Raw genomic sequence first — 17,843 nt, forward strand, 5'->3', positions numbered from 1 at the left:
AGGGTTTTTATGAACATCATTTTAATGGGTTTACCTGGAGCAGGTAAAGGTACTCAAGCGAGTGAAATTGTTAAGAAATACCCTATTCCTCATATCTCAACTGGTGATATGTTCCGTAAAGCGATCAAAGAAGAGACTGACCTTGGTAAAGAGGCTAAATCTTATATGGATCGCGGGGAACTTGTACCAGATGAAGTGACTATAGGTATCGTTAGAGAAAGACTAGCTGAAGAAGATGCGAAAAAAGGATTTTTACTAGATGGTTTTCCTCGTACAGTTGAACAAGCTGATGCATTAAATGAAATTTTAAGTGACTTAGATCGTAAAGTAGATGCTGTTATCAACATCGAAGTTGCGGAAGAAGAACTTATGAATCGTTTAACTGGTAGAAGAATTTGTGAAGTATGTGGAACAACTTATCATTTAGTATTTAATCCACCAAAAGTTGAAGGTGTTTGTGATCTTGATGGTGGTAAATTATATCAACGTGAAGATGATAACCCTGAAACAGTAGCAAATCGTTTAAGTGTTAATGTTAAACAAACTAAACCACTTTTAGATTTCTATGAAAATCAAGGTGTCCTTAAAAACATCGATGGTTCTAGACAAATTGATAATGTTACTGAAGATGTTATTCAAATTCTTGAATCATTATAGTAATGACGCTTTCACCCCGAATTCGCCTAACTTTAGGTGATTCTTGAACGCGTGAATGCGTTCAATTTTAAGAATCAAGATAGTATTTAGGTTTTTGAAATACAATCGGAGTGATTACAAGAAGCGATAAGTATTTGAAGTGTTGTCGAATGCAAATCTTAAGTATTAAATCATCCCAATTTTATAAACCTGTGCTTATTCTATGTGATTTAATCACCTAAAGTATGTCTCTAATTTTGGACCAGGTTTTAAAACATGAAATACTTTTGTATTTCACTAGAATGAATAGAAAAAGGGGGAAATGATCATGGCTAAACAAGATGTAATCGAATTAGAAGGTACAGTATTAGATACTTTACCAAACGCTATGTTTAAAGTAGAATTAGAAAATGGACATGAAATTTTAGCACACGTTAGTGGTAAAATCCGTATGAACTATATTAGAATTCTACCTGGCGACAAAGTAACAGTTGAAATGTCTCCGTATGACCTAACACGCGGAAGAATCACTTATCGTTATAAATAATCGTCACTCCAAATACAAGGAGGTATACAAAGATGAAAGTAAGACCATCAGTAAAACCAATTTGCGAAAAATGTAAAGTTATTCGTCGTAAAGGTAAAGTAATGGTGATTTGTGAAAATCCAAAACACAAACAAAAACAAGGCTAATAAAAGAGAGGTGTAAATAAATGGCTCGTATTGCAGGTATTGACGTACCACGTGAGAAACGCGTAGTAATCTCGTTAACTTACGTATATGGTATCGGAAAAACAACAGCACAAAAAATTCTTAAAGAAGCAAACGTATCTGAAGACACACGTGTTCGTGATTTAACTGATGACGAATTAGGTCGTATCCGTGAAGTTGTAGATGGCTACAAAGTTGAAGGTGACCTTCGTCGTGAGAAAAACTTAAACATTAAACGTTTAATGGAAATCGCTTCATACCGTGGAATTCGCCACCGTCGTGGTTTACCAGTTCGTGGTCAAAACACTAAGAACAATGCGCGTACGCGTAAAGGACCAGTTAAAACAGTAGCGAACAAGAAAAAATAATAAGTAAAGGAGGCACATATAAATGGCACGTAAACAAGTTTCTCGTAAACGTAGAGTTAAAAAGAATATTGAAAGTGGTGTAGCTCACATCCGTTCAACATTCAACAATACAATCGTAACGATCACTGATGATTTCGGTAATGCATTATCATGGTCTTCAGCAGGTGCGTTAGGATTTAAAGGTTCTAAAAAATCAACACCTTTTGCAGCTCAAATGGCTTCAGAAACAGCTTCAAAAGCTGCTATGGAACACGGTTTGAAAACTGTAGAAGTAACAGTTAAAGGTCCTGGCCCAGGTCGTGAATCAGCGATCCGTGCGTTACAATCAGCTGGATTAGAAATCACAGCAATCAAAGACGTAACACCAGTTCCTCATAACGGATGTCGTCCACCAAAACGTCGTCGTGTATAATTTTTGTTAGTTCTAATGTTCAAGAGTCACTGGATAGAAATTAATAAAGTTTAATCGACGTTTATAAGGAGGATATATTTAAATGATTGAAATCGAAAAACCTAGAATTGAAACAATAGAAGTTAGTGATGATTCTACATTCGGTAAGTTCGTTGTTGAACCGCTAGAACGTGGTTATGGTACAACACTAGGCAACTCCTTACGTCGTATCCTATTATCTTCATTACCAGGTGCGGCAGTTAAAAATATCGAAATTGAAGGTGTACTTCACGAATTCTCAGCAGTTGAAAATGTAGTTGAGGATGTTACTACTATCATTATGAACATCAAGAAATTAGCTATAAAAATCTACTCTGAAGAAGACAAAACACTTGAAATCGATATTAAAGATGAAGGTGAAGTTACTGCGAAAGATATCATGCATGACAGTGATGTTGAAATTTTAAATCCAGATTTAAAAATTGCAACAGTTTCTAAAGGTGGACACCTTAAGATGCGCTTAATTGCTAATAAAGGTCGCGGATATGCTTTAGCTGAACAAAATAACACAAGTGATTTGCCAATTGGTGTCATTCCAATCGACTCACTTTATTCTCCAGTAAATCGTGTGAACTATACAGTTGAAAATACACGTGTAGGGCAAAGTAGTGATTATGATAAATTAACAATCGATGTTTGGACAGATGGTTCATTATCTCCTCAAGAAGCTGTTTCTTTAGGTGCTAAAATCATGACTGAACACTTAAACATTTTTGTTAATTTAACAGATGAAGCACAAAATGCTGAAATCATGATTGAAAAAGAAGAAGATCAAAAAGAAAAAGTACTTGAAATGTCTATCGAAGAATTAGACTTATCAGTACGTTCTTATAACTGTCTAAAACGTGCAGGTATTAATTCTGTACAAGAATTAGCAGACAAATCTGAGGCAGATATGATGAAAGTTCGAAACTTAGGTCGTAAGTCTCTTGAAGAAGTTAAATATAAATTAGAAGATCTTGGTCTTGGTTTAAGAAAAGAAGACTAATAAAGGAGGTTAATTCATGGGTTACAGAAAATTAGGTCGTACTTCTGATCAACGTAAAGCAATGTTACGTGACTTAGCTACTCAACTTATCGTTTCTGAACGTATCGAGACTACAGAAGCTCGTGCTAAAGAACTTCGTAAAGTTGTTGATAACTTAATTACTTTAGGTAAAAAAGGTGATCTAGCTTCACGTCGTAGAGCTGCTCAAACGATTCGTGACGTTAAAATCTTAGAAGATGACAAAACAATTACTGCATTACAAAAATTATTCAATGATGTTGCGCCACGCTATGAAGAGCGTCAAGGTGGATATACTCGTATCATGAAAGTTGGTCCACGTCGCGGTGACGGTGCTGAATCAGTAATTATTGAATTAGTATAATCTATTCTTTATTGGAGTGACGAAAGTCACTTCAATCATTTCTATATAAATACAATTTATTTAACACACACAAAGCAAATGAGTGCAATGATAATGTTTACCACACATAGATATTGTCTAGCTCAGAGTACTCCACCACATTTGAATGACTTATCGCGTGAACTCGTCTATGGTGGAGTGCGCGCTTTTTTATTTTAAATCCGTTTCTACGGATTTTTTTTATTGCATTTTATTTTATAATAGGTAATATGTTTAAAGTAATTAATACTTACAATTTCGTATGTATACTGTAAAATATATAGTAATTAACTTGTTGAAGGATGAATGTTATGGTGCAGGAAAATTTGATTAGGTTCTCGAACGTTACATTTAAATATGATGAAAATGAGCCAGCTGCACTTCGCGATGTTTCGTTTAATATACAAAAAGGCAAGTGGACATCCATTGTCGGACATAACGGTTCTGGAAAGTCTACAATTGCTAAATTAATGATGGGTATTAACCAAAATTATGAAGGTGAAATTGTAGTTGATGGCATCTTACTGTCGAACGATACAATTGATGAAGTGAGAAGACATGTCGGTATTGTATTTCAAAATCCTGATAATCAATTTATTGGTTCAACTGTAGAGTATGATGTAGCATTTGGTATGGAAAATCAAAGTATAGACTATCACGTTATGCATGAAATAGTTGATGAGGTTTTAACAGAAGTTGGCATGTCTGACATGAAAACATTCGAACCAAGTCATCTTTCAGGTGGACAGAAACAACGTGTCGCGATTGCAGGCATATTAGCGATGTCACCAGATATTATGATTTTAGATGAAGCGACAGCGATGCTTGATCCTGAAGGTAAAGAAAGTATTATGAACTTAATTAAATCTATTCAAAGTGAACACCACTTAACAGTTATCTCTATTACACATGATTTAGAAGAAGCTATTAATGCTGATGAGATTATTGTGATGAATAAAGGTGAAGTTTATAAACAAGACATACCTGAAGAAATATTTAAGCAAGGTGCTTATTTAACTGAAATTGGTTTAGATTTACCTTTTGCTATGAGAATGAACTACTTGCTCAATCATAATTATGAATATACAACATTCGAACAGTTGGTGAATCGAATATGAAAATAACGTTTGATCACGTCACTTATGACTACAGTATAAAGACACCATATCAATATAGAGCTTTAAATCAAGTTTCGACGACATTCACAGAATCTAAGTTTTATGCCATTGTTGGCCAAACAGGTTCTGGTAAATCAACATTAATTCAGCACTTAAATGCTATATTAAAGCCGACAGAGGGACAATTAACAATCGGTGATACGAATATTACGAAGAAGACGAAATCAAAGAAATTAGCGCCTGTGCGTAAAAAAGTAGGTATCGTCTTTCAATTTGCAGAACATCAATTATTTGAAGATACAGTTGAAAAAGATATTATTTTTGGACCGCTCAATTACGGTATGGATAAAGAAGCAGCTATTCAAAAAGCAGAATCTCTAATGGATTTGTTAAACATGGATCGTAGTATATTAAAGAAATCGCCATTTGAGCTCTCAGGTGGTCAGAAACGACGTATAGCCATTGCAGGTGTATTAGCTATGGAACCTGAAATACTTGTCCTTGATGAGCCTACAGTGGGCTTAGATCCGAAAGGGCAACATGATATGATGGAACTCTTCAATGACATTCATGAAAATCTCGGTATTACGGTTATCTTAATTTCACACCAAATGGATATCGTACTTAAATATGCGGATGAAGTTAAAGTCATTAAAGCTGGTGAAATCGTTGCTGAAGATAAGCCAGTTAATATTTTTACAAACAAAGAACTTCTGAATCAAACGCATCTTGAACCTCCTAATATTATTAAACTTCAACAAGCAGTTGAAGCTAAATATAATATGAAGTTTGATCAAATCGCGACGAGTGAAGAAATGTTTAAAGATATGTATGAAAAGCAGGTGAAGCCTCATGACTGATAAGTTAATAATCGGGCGATACATACCTGGTAATACAATTATCCATCGATTAGATTCACGCATGAAAATGCTGTATGTATTTATATTTATGATATTAATATTCTTTTGTAATTCATGGGCATCTTATGGCTTTATGGTGTTAACCGTGTTAATCATTATGTATTTAGCACAAATAAGGTTTTGGTTCTTAATTAAAGGACTAACACCTGTTATGCTGCTGTTTATTTTTACGTTCATCATGCATTTAATTGTGACTAAAGGCGGACCAGTCATTATAGATTTAAAGCTATTCACAATTGAACAAAATGGTGTTGTACAAGGTGCATTTATTGTTTTAAGACTTGCACTTTTAGTGATGATTTCTACAATAATGACATTAACAACAAGTCCGATAAGCTTAACAGATGCAATAGAATCGATGTTGAGACCATTAAAAAAGGTTAAGTTCCCAGTACATGAACTTGCAATGATGATGTCCATATCACTTAGATTTATCCCAACATTAATGGATGAATTAGATAGAATCATAAAAGCACAAACATCAAGAGGATCTGACGTTACGGCAGGTAGTATATTTAACAGATTAAAAGCTATTATTCCACTACTCATTCCGATGTTTATATCGGCGTTTAAACGTGCAGATGATTTAGCAGTGGCCATGGAAGCTAGAGGTTATAATGCTTCAAATCAACGAACAACCTATCGCAAATTAAAATGGAAACTAAGAGATAGTATTGGATTCGCAACAATTATTGTTGTAGCGATAGCATTATATTTATTAAGGAATTGAGGTGCAGACTTTGAGAATGTTAGTGAAAATTTCATATCACGGTGGACAGTTTATGGGATTTCAAATTCAACATCATGAACGAACTGTGCAATATGAATTTGAGAGAATTCTAAAAAGAATGCATCAAACATTTGTAAGAATACATCCTTCAAGTAGAACTGATAAAGGCGTACATGCAATAGAGCAATATTTCCATTTTGATACACCATTAAATATTAAACCAGATAAATGGGAATATGCTTTTAATTCAGCATTGCCTAAAGATATACATGTACAAAGTGTAGAACAAATTGATGAAGACTTTCACTGTAGATATGATTGTGTCGGTAAGAAATATCGTTATAAAGTTTATATCGATCCAGAAAGACATGTATTCGAACACGACACAAAAGTACAACAAAAGAAACCCGTTGATATTGATTTGATGAATCAAGCTGCACAACATTTTATAGGTACACATGACTTTACAAGTTTCTGTTCACAAAAGACTGAAGTACAAAATAAAGAACGTACCATTTATCAAAGTGAAGTCGTTGAAACAGATGACGGATTTGAATTTATCGTTACAGGATCAGGCTTTTTATACAATATGGTAAGAGTAATGGTCGCTTATTTAATACTCGTCGGTGAAGGGAAGAGAAGCGGTGATGATATTCATCAGCTTCTAGAAGAAAAAGATCGAAACAATGTACCACATACAGCACCAGCACATGGGCTATATTTAGAAAAAATTTACTTAGATAAAGCAGAACTTATAGAAGAGTTCGGAAATGATATCAAAATATATAATAAAAAGTCTTCAGAAAATGTTTAAAACCAATTGACAAAAAGACAAATAAATTATATTATAGACAACGGTATTGTTTTATATCACCACCACGATAAGCCCCGGAATCTTATTGTGTTTTAAGATATAGAAGCAGGAATCAGACTAAGGAAATAAGATGTATGTATGAAGCTTTGGTACAGGTTAATATATACATCTTAACCCAGAACTTTTTTAAAATTTAGGAGGACACTATAATGCGTCAAACATTTATGGCTAATGAAGCAAACATCGATCGCAAATGGTACGTTGTTGATGCTGAAGGACAAACGTTAGGTCGTTTATCATCAGAAATCGCATCAATCTTACGCGGTAAACATAAAGTAACTTACACACCACACGTTGATACAGGAGATAACGTTATCATCATTAACGCTGAAAAAATCTACTTATCAGGTAATAAAGAACAAGATAAAATTTACTACCGTCATTCAAATCACCCAGGTGGATTAAAATCAGTATCTGCTGGTGAATTAAAAGAGAAAAACCCAGTTCGTTTATTAGAAACATCTATCAAAGGTATGTTACCTAAGAGCAAACTTGGTGAAAAACAAGGTAAAAAATTATTCGTATATGCTGGTGCAGAGCATCCACATGCTGCACAACAACCTGAAAACTACGAGTTACGTGGTTAATTAAGAGGAGGATACTACATTGGCACAAGTTGAATATAAAGGCACAGGTCGTCGTAAACATTCAGTAGCACGTGTACGTTTAGTACCTGGTGAAGGTAACGTAACAATTAACAAACGTGACGTACGTGACTACTTACCATTTGAATCATTAATTTTAGATTTAAACCAACCATTTGATGTAACTGAAACAAAAGGTAACTACGATGTTTTAGTAAACGTTCAAGGTGGAGGTTTCACTGGACAAGCACAAGCTATCCGTCACGGAATTGCACGTGCATTGTTAGAAGCAGATCCAGAATACCGTGGATCATTAAAACGCGCTGGATTACTTACACGTGACCCACGTATGAAAGAACGTAAGAAACCTGGTCTTAAAGGTGCTCGTCGTTCACCACAATTCTCAAAACGTTAATATGCCAAAGTTGTTGCGAACTTGTTCGCTTACAAATTTGGTACGCAAATTGCATATGCAATTTGTGTTCAACAAAATATGCGTTTCAACACTTCTCGAACAACTTCGAGAAGTGTTTTTTTATATGTGGACTAGTTGTATTGAGTTTGTCATACTGATAGAAGTTATAATGATTTCAAGAAAGTTTATTCTTAATAAAGGTTAAATTAAGGAGATATTATGAATGTAGTGATAGATCAATATAAACGTCTTTCGGCAGGGTCAAGACATGTGCTTATTCGTGAGAAGGATAATAAAGTAATAGCTAAAGGTAATAATAAAAATGGCCAATGCAATGTTGATTTATGGCGTAATATTAAGCTACTTAGTGCTGGGAATGTACATAAAGCAAGAAATACTGGTAATACACATTCAGTAGGATTAATGCACAGTGGTTCAGTTATTGGAAGCGGGAATAATCAGCATGGACAAATTGACGTACATGATTGGCAAAATGTTATAGATATCGATTGTGGTTGGATGCATACAGTAGGTGTTTTGAAAGATGGCAGTGTACAAGCAATCGGGAGAAATACTGAAGGTCAATGTAATGTATCTTCTTGGAATAATATCATTCAAGTTTCTTCTGGAGATTGGCATACACTAGGTTTATCTATAAATGGTTCAGTTATTGGTGTTGGCAATAACACAAGAGGACAGATTAACGTTTCAGATTGGAACCATATAAAACAAATTTCAGCAGGATATCTACATTCATTAGGGTTAAAACAAGATGGAACAGTTATAGCAACAGGAGATAATAAGTATGCTACTTGTGATATTGAAGACTGGAAGAATATCTTGTATCTTTCAGCAGGTAGTTATCATTCTGTAGGATTAACTCAATCAGGAAAAGTAGTAGCAACAGGAAAGAATGATAATGGGCAGTGTGATATATCTGAATGGGAAAATATCATCTGTGTAAGTGCCGGATCAGACTATACTATTGGAATGAATAAAGATGAAGAAATTTTAATAGCTGGAAATAATGAATGGATCAACTTGTAATATTAATTATATAACTTTAAAACACTTCTCGAACAGCTTCGAGCAGTGTTTTTTATGTAATGGTATAATATATTCCATAACCTTACAGACTAAAAGGGGACTTTTCGATGTACAAACATATTTTATTTGATTTGGACAATACTTTATTAGATTTTAATGCTGGTGAAAGGGAAGGGATTATGGCGGTTTTTGAATCTGAGGGTATTGTGTTTAATGATTTGAATTTTAAACAGTATCAGGATATTAATAAGCGTTTATGGTTAGAGCTTGAGCAGGGCAAGGTTTCTAAGGATGATGTGTTAACGACTCGCTTTAAGGAATTTTTTGAGTTATTTGATCTAAATGTTGATGCGCGTGCTAAGGAGGCTATTTTTAGAAAGACGTTGAATGATAATCATGAGCTGGTTGATGGTGCGAAAGATATATTAAGTTATTTGAAAGAAGCGGGTTATCATCTTTATAGTGCTTCTAATGGTGTTTATGAAACTCAGATGAAAAGAATGAATGACGCAGGTATTTTTGATTATTTTGATGATCATTTTATTTCAGAGAAAATTGGATTTGAAAAGCCTCATAAACAATTTTTCGACCATTGTTTAAATGTTATTAAAGATGATGATTTGTCACATTATTTAATGATAGGAGATACGGTAACATCTGATATTGCTGGTGCGCATGAATATGGTATTGATTCATGTTACTTTGACCATCAAAATCTTGGTAACGGGGATATTGCGACATATGTTATAAATCATTTAGAAGCGTTAAAGGATATATTGAAATAAGCTGAGACGTGTTGTCTCAGCTTTTATTGTGCTTATATTTAGTTCTCTTCGTTGATATACATTCTATAATAGAATCCTTGTTTCTCTATAAGTGTATCGTGATTACCAGATTCTATAATGCCTTCTTTTGTTAGGACGTATATGTTATCTGCATTTCGGATTGTTGATAATCGATGGGCGATAACGATAGTTGTGCGATTGAGTGTCAGTTGTTCCAATGATTGTTGAACGACTTTCTCACTTAAATTATCTAAAGCACTTGTGGCTTCATCTAAGATGACAACTTCTGGGTTTTTTAGAAACATTCTTGCGATACTAAGTCTTTGCTTTTGACCGCCAGAAAGTTTAGCACCTTTTTCACCAATTTGTGTGTGATAACCATTTGGCAGTTGTTGAATAAATTCATGTGCATTGGCTAATTTAGATGCATGAATGATTTCATCCATTGAAGCTTCAGGATTACCATATTTAATATTCTCATAAACGGTACTTGAGAATATATAGACATCTTGTTGAACGATACCTATTTTTTGTCTAAGTTCTTCAAGCGGCATCGTTCTAATATCTTGATGATTCATCGTTATGGATCCTGATGTGACATCGTAAAATCTTGGTAGCAGATTAGCGATGGTTGATTTACCTGAACCTGATGGGCCAACTATCGCAATATATGCACCGGGTTCGATTGTTAAATTTAAATTATGGATAATATATTCTTGGTCATATTGAAAGTAAACATGATCAAATTGAATAGCACCGTTTGAATGTGGTGTTTGTTGTTGGTGAGTATTCTCTGAAGTTATATCCGGTTTAAGTTGCATTAATTTAAAGAAGCGGTTAAAACCTGAAATACCTTCATTATATTGAACAGACAGCTTAACAAGTACTTCAATAGGTGTTGCGATATTACCTACATACAGTACGAATGCTAACAAATCCCCAATAGAAATTTCTTTTTTCATAATTAGTAATGCACCGAGTACAATGATGATGACAGGCATTTCTTGAATGATGGACCCTATAATCTCATTATATAGAGCTTCATATTTATGAACTTTCTTTTTGATTTCAATCGCTTTTTTATTAAGTGATTTATACTGATTACTTTCAAATGATTCATTCGTAAAAGATTTTGTAACTTTGATTCCTGATATTGTATTTTCTAAAAATCCATGAATTTCAGCATTGGTAGCTTTATCTTGTTCATAGATAGAAGAGAGCTTTTTGATGTAGTACCAATAAACTACAATCATAATAGGAATAAATAGCATCATCACAATTGTTAATTCTACATTGATATACAAGAGAATGACGACAGCACCTATAAAACGAATAATGTACATTAAGATATCTTCAGGACCGTGATGATATAACTCTGATAAGTTCTCAAGATCACCCGTTAATCTCGACATTAAGCCACCCGTACTATTTCGGTCAAAAAAGTGATGAGGTTGGCTTTGAATATGTTCATATAACTCTTCGCTCATATCTTTCTCCATCTTTGCACCCATAACATGACCATAATAATCTATAAAAATATGGCACAAAAATTGAATCAATATGAGCAATACCATAGCAGCACCTAGTAAGTAAATTTCTTTAACATGCGCTACAGAGAAATGTTGAATTAAATTCTCTGTGATATAACGAATAATCAATGGTATTACAAGCGTAATAACCGTAACAAGTAATGAACAAATTAAAGTTAAACCGAAAATTCGTTTATAAGGTCTGTAGTATGATATGAATTTTTTAAATTTCACAATAATAGCTCCTTAAGTTTTATTGGTGTCGTTTACCAATAAACTTAATACATTTCACTTAAAGGTAAACGACCTCAGTGGCAGTAGTTAAAAGGATACGATTATTATTTTTTCTCATGGTAATCTTCCTCTCTAGTGTAAAATTACAGTAAAGACTGTTACTGAGAGTATAAGTTAAAATCCAATAAAACACAACGTGGATGAGAATTACTTGATATAACTCTTTTTTTATCGAAAAACAATAATTTTTATTGATAAACAATAAAAAGAATGTTAAACTTTTATTGAAAAACGATAAAAGGGAGAGGTTTCGATGAGTAAAATTAGCAAAACTGAAAAACGTACTTATATGATTACGATAATTACTATGATCATTAATATTTTAATGCTGGGTCTTGTTCTTGTACGTTTCTTTTTCAAAGTACCTGTAAGTACAGCATTTGATTTAAGAGATGGCGTATTCTATTACTTAATATGCTTTACTATTCAATCGTTGTTAACAGTAGTTTTCTTTATATTCGTATTAAGTTTTATAAAAAATATCAATGAAAAAGATTTCTTTAATTCTGGGAATTACAATAAAATATTCTATTCTTCAATCATTATTATGATATATGCTACGTTAAATACTATGAAAAACAATATTGGGGTGGATGTAACATATAAAGAGTTATTAAATACTGCACCATTTACAACGGTATTGTTGTTGAATATTTCTTTAATGATGTTAAATTTCCTTACGATTTATAATGAATCTAAATCAATAAAAAAAGAAAATGATTTGACTGTTTAAGGGTGACAAGATGATAAAAATTAAATTAGATGAAATTTTAAAAGAAAGACATGTTTCTCTGACTGAACTTGCTCAAGAGGTAGATATTACGATCGCAAATTTATCTATTTTAAAGACTGGAAAAGCAAAAGCTGTTAGATTTAGTACACTAGAAGCAATATGTGAATACTTGGATTGTCAGCCTGGTGACATCATGGTTTATGAAAAGGATGCAGAGTGAAATTAAACTTTGTTATTTTGCACTTGAATCATATATAGCGTATTCTAAATGTAATAAATGAATGAAGGTGATATATATGATTGAAAAGTTACATCAAGTCATGTTGTATGTTGATGATCAAGAAAAAGCTGTTGAATTTTGGAAAGATGTAATGAACTTTGTTGTGAAGTCTGAAGATGAGTTGCCTGAAGGTTTCAAGTCTGTAGAAATTGCACCTAGTGAAGATGCTGAAACGTCATTTGTATTATTTGATAAAGCTTTTATTGAAAAGTACAGTCCTGAAGTGAGTTTAGAAACACCTTCTTTAATGTTTAAAGCTTCGAATTTTGATGAATTATATAAGTCGTTAAAAGAACAAGGATTAACTGGTCATGATATTATAGAAATCCCTGAGGGTAGAGTATTTAATTTTCATGATAAGCAAGGTAATTATTTTGCAATTACTGAGTAAAAACGGAGGGAATTGAAATGATAGAAACGCAGTTCCGAATTTCTTATAGTATGTTATCTGATGTTGTCAAAGATATAGATGAGAAACAAGCGGATTTTCAACTGGAGTTAGCGAACAATAATATTAAATGGCAACTTGGTCACGTAATTGTGGCAAATGAATCATTTGTCTTTGGTACAAGTGAAGAAGGTAATATACTCGGTGAAAAGTTAGGTAAATCATTCTCACCAGGTACTTCACCACAAGATTTTACAGGTGTAGAACCAACTTTCCAAGAATTAAAAGGCATATTAAATCAACAACTAGAAAGAATATTAAATGCACTTGATGAACAAATGGACAAATCAAGAAAAGCACCGATAGCGAATATGGATACTTTTGCAGAAACAATTTCATTTGGCATATTGCACACGAATTATCATACTGGTCAAATTAAGTTGATGAAATCAATGTTAGATAAATTAGATCAAGGCGTATAAAAATATAGAGAGAAAAGAAACGTTTATGTTTCTTTTCTCTCTTTGTCTTTAGAACAGTTAAAGCATAATAATGTTTTATCTTCTTGCACGACACCTTCTATAAAGCCACTATTACAATAAATATCTGTTTGGCATTTTGCACATTTACCTACGAATTCTTTTTCCATAGAATCACACCTTAAAATTCATTTTATGTACTTAAAAGTGATATGATAATTATGTATATACTAACATATTTTTATGGAGTGATAGAAATGGCTTTAGAGATGAAACCAAATTGCGAGAAATGCGGATATGAATTTCATAAGAAAAGTAATGCTTTTATATGTGTTCAAGAAACAACATACTGTAGAGAATGTGCGGAAAATTTATATTATGTATGTCCAGAATGTAATGGAGAACTTGTCGTTCGTCCGAAAGCAAAAGCTGATACTAAAACTGTAATGGGAGACCGTTAAGGATAAATGAGGTGATGGATTGAATATTCGAAGATTACAACTCAATGAGATAGAGAAAGTTGTTGCTGTATTTGATGACTATCGTGTTCATTTTGGACAACAATCAGATATAAAGATGACGTATGAATTTATATATAGAAATGTTTCTCGTGAAGATGCTGTTATATTTATAGCTGAAGCGAATGAGCAAGTGATAGGATTTGTACAGCTATACAAGATGTTGTCATCAATGAAAATGTCAAACCTACTTATTATTAATGATTTATTTTTAACAGCAGATGCGAGAGGTCAACGAATTGGTGAGCAATTAATGAACCAAGCATTTACTTATGGGAAAGAAAATGGATATGAGACAATATATTTAGAAACCGAAAAATCAAATAAAGCTGGTAATCGTTTATATCAAAAATTAGGCATGCAAATCGATGATGAACATAACTATTATCATAAACATTTATAAACAAGAGGTGACTTTTAGATGAAAGCAATTGGGTTTAGTAACAGTTTTGATTTGAAAGTATCAAATGAATTTGAAGAAAGAGATATACCAGTTCCAGAAGCTAAAGGAAGAAATATTTTAGTGAATGTGAAGGCTGCGAGTATAAATCCTATAGATACGAAATCAAGAAATACATCTGATGGGGAATTTAAAATATTAGGGTATGATGCAGTAGGTGTTGTAGAAGCGGTCGGAGAAGAAGTAGAATTATTCCACGTAGGTGATGAAGTATATTATTCTGGCACAAATACGAAACAAGGATCGAATGCAGAGTATCAATTAGTTGATGAACGACTTGTTAGCATTAAACCAGAACACTTATCTTACGTTGAATCAGCAGCTTTACCTTTAACAGCACTAACGTCATTTGAAGCATTATTAGAAGGACTAAATATTTCATCTAACCCTGAAGATAATAAAGATAAGAAGTTACTTATTATAAATGGTGCTGGTGGTGTAGGTTCTGTAGCTACTCAAATTGCGAAACATTTGGGGCTAACAGTTATCACGACAGCATCACGTAAAGAAACAAGAAGATGGTCAGAGAAAATGGGTGCTGACATCGTGCTCAATCATAAACACCACTTACCAGATGAATTAAGAGCACATAAAATTAATCAAGTAGATTATATTTTTAATACACATAGTAGCGATGCATACTTTAATGTAATGGCAGAAATGATTAAGCCAAGAGGAAAAATCGTAGCACTTGTTAATTTTATGGATAAAGTAGATTTAAATTTATTAAAAGATAAAAGTGTGACATTCTCATTTGAATTTATGTTCACTAGACCAAAATATGAAACAGACGACATGATCGCACATCACGAATATTTAAGAAAGTTAACATATTTATTAGATAGAGGTACGATTAAAACGACAGTAAATAAGACACTAAAAGGATTAAGTGTAGAAACAATTACAGAAGCACATCGTTTAATAGAAGAAGGAAAAAGTATTGGTAAAATAGTTATAGAATATTAACAGTACTAATAGAAATGACGTTACGAACACTTTCGGCAAAACTTGTTTATAACGGGTGCGTTAATTACAAAAGTCGGCCGAAGTGTAACTATAGGTGTCTATAATTACAAAAGTCGGCGGAAGTGTAACTATGGCGGTCTATAATTACAAAAGTCGCTACAACTGTAACTAACGGCGCCGTCACTACTTAAAATAAACTACAAAAAAGCACAACCTCACGCGAGGTTGTGCTTTTCTACATCTTAATAGTCGTTTTCGTTTGCGATACGTCTTAAGTGTGGATATTTAGAACGTATTACATATACAAGTAATGTTAGTGCTGCGAATACAATTGCGATAAGTCCTATTATAAGCATTGATTGTCCATAAGTTACGTCACTTGTGAAGTTAAAGATATTTTCTCTTAATGCTTTGATTACATAACTCATTGGAGAGAATGGGTGTAAGTCTTGGAAGAACTTACCTGATAATTCTATTGGGAATGTACCTTCACTTGATCCTAATTGTAAGATTAATAGTATAATCGCTAAGAATTTACCGATATTACCTAATACAACTGTTAGGAATGTCACAATCATATATGCTGCAATACTCCATAAGATAAGTGTTAAAGTGAAGTGTCCTGGATTGGCGATATCAATTTCAAATCCGTATAAACATAGTACCGCTAATGCTAATGCTGACCCTAAAGCTTGCATCATGAATATTGCAAACTTACTTAACCACCATTTGAATCCTGTAGAATCACCAATTCGTTTATCAATAGGGTAAACTGCTGAGAATGCAACTGCACCTACATATAAACTTAATGATAAGATATATGGCGCAAAGCTTTGACCATAGTTATTAACTTCTGTTAAATCATCTTCGTTTGATACGACTGGATTATTGATTGCTTTAACATTTTTATCTTCAAAGTATTTATCATCTGATTGTTTAATAGCTTTATCAATATTTGCTTTTAATTTATCGTTATTAGCTTGTAAATCACTTAAACCTTGAGATACTTTCATACTGCCTTGTAAAAGTTGTTGTCCTTCTGCACCAGCCATTGGAGCAAGTTGTTCTAATCCAGATTCAACTTGTTTATTACCATCAATGAGTTGAGATTCTGCATCTGACATTTGTCCAAGTGCTTTAGAAGTATCTTTATAACCATCAGTTAATTTATTCATACCTTTAAATGATTCTGAAATATACTTCTCACGAACAGATTCACTTAAATTATCTTCAACAGCTGTAATAGCTTTAGATGCGATTTGTGAACCAGTGTAACTATAACCAGGGTTCGTTTTGACATTTAAGTCGATTTTTTTAGGATTTTTGTCTAACATAGAACCTGCATTTTTAGTCGTTTCAGCTGGTATTGAAATGACAGCATAAGATTCACCATGTTCTAAATGTTTGTCTGCAGTTTCTTGAGAAACAAATTCCCATTTAAATTTATCATTGTCTTTTAATTTATCTACTACGTCTTTACCGATGTCTGCCTTTTCACCATTGATTTTTCCACCGTTATCACTATTCACTACAGATATCTTTAATGAATCCGTCTTTCCGTATGGATCCCATAAAGAACCTACAAATACTGAACTATAAATAAGTGGAATAAGCATAATTGCTATAAGTGATACGAGTAAGAACTTATGTGTCCATAAATTTTTTATATCATCAAACATGATTAACATTGTCCTTTCCTGTTATAAGTTTATTTGCTTTCTCTAATTGTTTAACAAACGTAATAATCTCTTCGTTTGAAAAGTGAGAAGACAATTTACGATTAAATGTTTCGTAAATAACATCTTCAGTACGCTTTACAAGTTCTAAACCTTTATCTGTTAGCAAAACAGATTTCTCTCTCTTATCTTCGCCTTGCTGAATAGCAATGAGGTCTAGATGCTTCAATTTATTAATTCTGTTTGATATAGCAGTCTTAAAGACACCTTGTTTAGAGGCAATAAAACTGTATGTGCATCTAGGAAAATCTTTAATAATTTTTAAAGTTTGATATTGTTCTTTAGAAACAACTTCATCTAACCCAGAATTATTTAAAATCTTTGCAACTTCACTGTGTATATTAATGATGGATTCTTGGAATAGGTTAAAAGCTTTTTTTAATTCTTCTTCCATAATTAGTACACCTCCTGTACTTAATACAAAGAGTATAGT

At 33.0% G+C, this 17,843-nt stretch carries 26 protein-coding genes; 22 read left to right on the top strand and 4 right to left on the bottom strand.

The features are described 5' to 3' along the window. Window positions 1–9 precede the first annotated feature (9 nt). From LQ617_RS12010 to LQ617_RS12080, 15 genes are all read left to right on the top strand, one after another. Complete coding sequence (locus tag LQ617_RS12010; protein ID WP_025906780.1) at window positions 10–657, top strand: adenylate kinase; 648 nt, start codon at window positions 10–12, stop codon at window positions 655–657. Between the two features lie 307 nt (window positions 658–964). Next, window positions 965–1,183: a translation initiation factor IF-1 gene (infA, locus tag LQ617_RS12015; protein ID WP_001118443.1), complete on the top strand. Its 219-nt coding sequence runs from the start codon at window positions 965–967 to the stop codon at window positions 1,181–1,183. Window positions 1,184–1,215: 32 nt separating this feature from the next. Further along, entirely contained in the window at window positions 1,216–1,329 is a 114-nt protein-coding gene (rpmJ, locus tag LQ617_RS12020; protein ID WP_003156543.1) for a 50S ribosomal protein L36, read from the top strand. A gap of 20 nt (window positions 1,330–1,349) precedes the next feature. Continuing rightward, entirely contained in the window at window positions 1,350–1,715 is a 366-nt protein-coding gene (gene rpsM, locus LQ617_RS12025; protein WP_037589013.1) for a 30S ribosomal protein S13, read from the top strand. 22 nt (window positions 1,716–1,737) lie between these two features. Next, window positions 1,738–2,127 (top strand): 30S ribosomal protein S11, encoded by a 390-nt coding sequence (rpsK, locus tag LQ617_RS12030; protein WP_025906484.1) that lies wholly within the window; start codon window positions 1,738–1,740, stop codon window positions 2,125–2,127. Between the two features lie 82 nt (window positions 2,128–2,209). Further along, window positions 2,210–3,154, top strand: a complete 945-nt coding sequence (locus tag LQ617_RS12035) for a DNA-directed RNA polymerase subunit alpha (protein WP_025906483.1) — start codon at window positions 2,210–2,212, stop codon at window positions 3,152–3,154. Window positions 3,155–3,170: 16 nt separating this feature from the next. Continuing rightward, on the top strand, window positions 3,171–3,536 hold the full coding sequence (gene rplQ, locus LQ617_RS12040) for a 50S ribosomal protein L17 (protein ID WP_037589012.1): 366 nt from the start codon (window positions 3,171–3,173) through the stop codon (window positions 3,534–3,536). Window positions 3,537–3,865: 329 nt separating this feature from the next. Next, a complete protein-coding gene (locus LQ617_RS12045; protein WP_239740466.1) occupies window positions 3,866–4,672 on the top strand; it encodes an energy-coupling factor transporter ATPase in 807 nt (268 codons plus the stop codon). Continuing rightward, window positions 4,669–5,532, top strand: a complete 864-nt coding sequence (locus LQ617_RS12050) for an energy-coupling factor transporter ATPase (protein ID WP_049320034.1) — start codon at window positions 4,669–4,671, stop codon at window positions 5,530–5,532. Before LQ617_RS12045 ends, LQ617_RS12050 begins: the two co-directional genes overlap by 4 nt. Then, window positions 5,525–6,322 (top strand): energy-coupling factor transporter transmembrane component T family protein, encoded by a 798-nt coding sequence (locus LQ617_RS12055; RefSeq protein ID WP_096792001.1) that lies wholly within the window; start codon window positions 5,525–5,527, stop codon window positions 6,320–6,322. Before LQ617_RS12050 ends, LQ617_RS12055 begins: the two co-directional genes overlap by 8 nt. Window positions 6,323–6,332: 10 nt before the next feature. Next, window positions 6,333–7,136, top strand: a complete 804-nt coding sequence (gene truA, locus LQ617_RS12060; RefSeq protein WP_239740467.1) for a tRNA pseudouridine(38-40) synthase TruA — start codon at window positions 6,333–6,335, stop codon at window positions 7,134–7,136. Window positions 7,137–7,345: 209 nt separating this feature from the next. Continuing rightward, entirely contained in the window at window positions 7,346–7,783 is a 438-nt protein-coding gene (gene rplM / locus LQ617_RS12065) for a 50S ribosomal protein L13 (RefSeq protein WP_025906474.1), read from the top strand. A gap of 19 nt (window positions 7,784–7,802) precedes the next feature. Continuing rightward, on the top strand, window positions 7,803–8,195 hold the full coding sequence (gene rpsI / locus LQ617_RS12070; RefSeq protein ID WP_025906473.1) for a 30S ribosomal protein S9: 393 nt from the start codon (window positions 7,803–7,805) through the stop codon (window positions 8,193–8,195). 219 nt (window positions 8,196–8,414) lie between these two features. Beyond that, window positions 8,415–9,242, top strand: a complete 828-nt coding sequence (locus LQ617_RS12075; RefSeq protein ID WP_239740468.1) for an RCC1 domain-containing protein — start codon at window positions 8,415–8,417, stop codon at window positions 9,240–9,242. 107 nt (window positions 9,243–9,349) lie between these two features. Continuing rightward, window positions 9,350–10,027: a YjjG family noncanonical pyrimidine nucleotidase gene (locus LQ617_RS12080; RefSeq protein ID WP_239740469.1), complete on the top strand. Its 678-nt coding sequence runs from the start codon at window positions 9,350–9,352 to the stop codon at window positions 10,025–10,027. 38 nt (window positions 10,028–10,065) lie between these two features. On the opposite strand, the gene LQ617_RS16090 is transcribed toward LQ617_RS12080, so the two are convergent. Next, window positions 10,066–11,790: an ABC transporter ATP-binding protein gene (locus LQ617_RS16090; RefSeq protein WP_239740470.1), complete on the bottom strand. Its 1,725-nt coding sequence runs from the start codon at window positions 11,788–11,790 to the stop codon at window positions 10,066–10,068. A 313-nt stretch (window positions 11,791–12,103) separates the two neighbouring features. On the opposite strand from LQ617_RS16090, the gene LQ617_RS12090 reads away from it, so the two are divergent. The 4 genes from LQ617_RS12090 (at window position 12,104) to LQ617_RS12105 (ending at window position 13,733) form a co-directional block, all read left to right on the top strand. Next, window positions 12,104–12,583, top strand: a complete 480-nt coding sequence (locus LQ617_RS12090; protein WP_204258949.1) for a hypothetical protein — start codon at window positions 12,104–12,106, stop codon at window positions 12,581–12,583. 10 nt (window positions 12,584–12,593) lie between these two features. Continuing rightward, window positions 12,594–12,803 (top strand): helix-turn-helix domain-containing protein, encoded by a 210-nt coding sequence (locus LQ617_RS12095; protein ID WP_025906456.1) that lies wholly within the window; start codon window positions 12,594–12,596, stop codon window positions 12,801–12,803. A gap of 79 nt (window positions 12,804–12,882) precedes the next feature. Beyond that, a complete protein-coding gene (locus LQ617_RS12100) occupies window positions 12,883–13,254 on the top strand; it encodes a VOC family protein (protein ID WP_239740476.1) in 372 nt (123 codons plus the stop codon). Between the two features lie 17 nt (window positions 13,255–13,271). After that, entirely contained in the window at window positions 13,272–13,733 is a 462-nt protein-coding gene (locus LQ617_RS12105; RefSeq protein WP_126477234.1) for a DinB family protein, read from the top strand. A 23-nt stretch (window positions 13,734–13,756) separates the two neighbouring features. Here the strand turns inward: LQ617_RS12105 and LQ617_RS12110 are convergent, their stop codons facing one another. Continuing rightward, window positions 13,757–13,900, bottom strand: coding sequence for a hypothetical protein (locus LQ617_RS12110; RefSeq protein WP_239740471.1), 144 nt, complete (start codon window positions 13,898–13,900; stop codon window positions 13,757–13,759). An 87-nt stretch (window positions 13,901–13,987) separates the two neighbouring features. On the opposite strand from LQ617_RS12110, the gene LQ617_RS12115 reads away from it, so the two are divergent. The 3 genes from LQ617_RS12115 to LQ617_RS12125 are packed head-to-tail and all read left to right on the top strand — an operon-like array spanning window position 13,988 to window position 15,674. Next, window positions 13,988–14,191 carry a DUF1272 domain-containing protein gene (locus LQ617_RS12115; protein WP_037589002.1) on the top strand — a complete coding sequence of 68 codons (204 nt, stop codon included), beginning with the start codon at window positions 13,988–13,990 and terminating at the stop codon, window positions 14,189–14,191. A gap of 19 nt (window positions 14,192–14,210) precedes the next feature. Next, window positions 14,211–14,651, top strand: coding sequence for a GNAT family N-acetyltransferase (locus LQ617_RS12120; protein ID WP_191836470.1), 441 nt, complete (start codon window positions 14,211–14,213; stop codon window positions 14,649–14,651). An 18-nt stretch (window positions 14,652–14,669) separates the two neighbouring features. After that, window positions 14,670–15,674 carry a zinc-binding alcohol dehydrogenase family protein gene (locus LQ617_RS12125; RefSeq protein ID WP_107565193.1) on the top strand — a complete coding sequence of 335 codons (1,005 nt, stop codon included), beginning with the start codon at window positions 14,670–14,672 and terminating at the stop codon, window positions 15,672–15,674. 242 nt (window positions 15,675–15,916) lie between these two features. Here the strand turns inward: LQ617_RS12125 and LQ617_RS12130 are convergent, their stop codons facing one another. Both LQ617_RS12130 and LQ617_RS12135 read right to left on the bottom strand, forming a co-directional pair. Beyond that, complete coding sequence (locus LQ617_RS12130) at window positions 15,917–17,362, bottom strand: YhgE/Pip domain-containing protein (RefSeq protein WP_051539271.1); 1,446 nt, start codon at window positions 17,360–17,362, stop codon at window positions 15,917–15,919. Further along, window positions 17,346–17,804, bottom strand: a complete 459-nt coding sequence (locus LQ617_RS12135; RefSeq protein ID WP_107576487.1) for a MarR family winged helix-turn-helix transcriptional regulator — start codon at window positions 17,802–17,804, stop codon at window positions 17,346–17,348. Before LQ617_RS12135 ends, LQ617_RS12130 begins: the two co-directional genes overlap by 17 nt. Window positions 17,805–17,843: the final 39 nt, after the last annotated feature.

Source organism: Mammaliicoccus sp. P-M59 (genome assembly GCF_022386135.1).
Lineage (GTDB): Bacteria > Bacillota > Bacilli > Staphylococcales > Staphylococcaceae > Mammaliicoccus > Mammaliicoccus sciuri_A.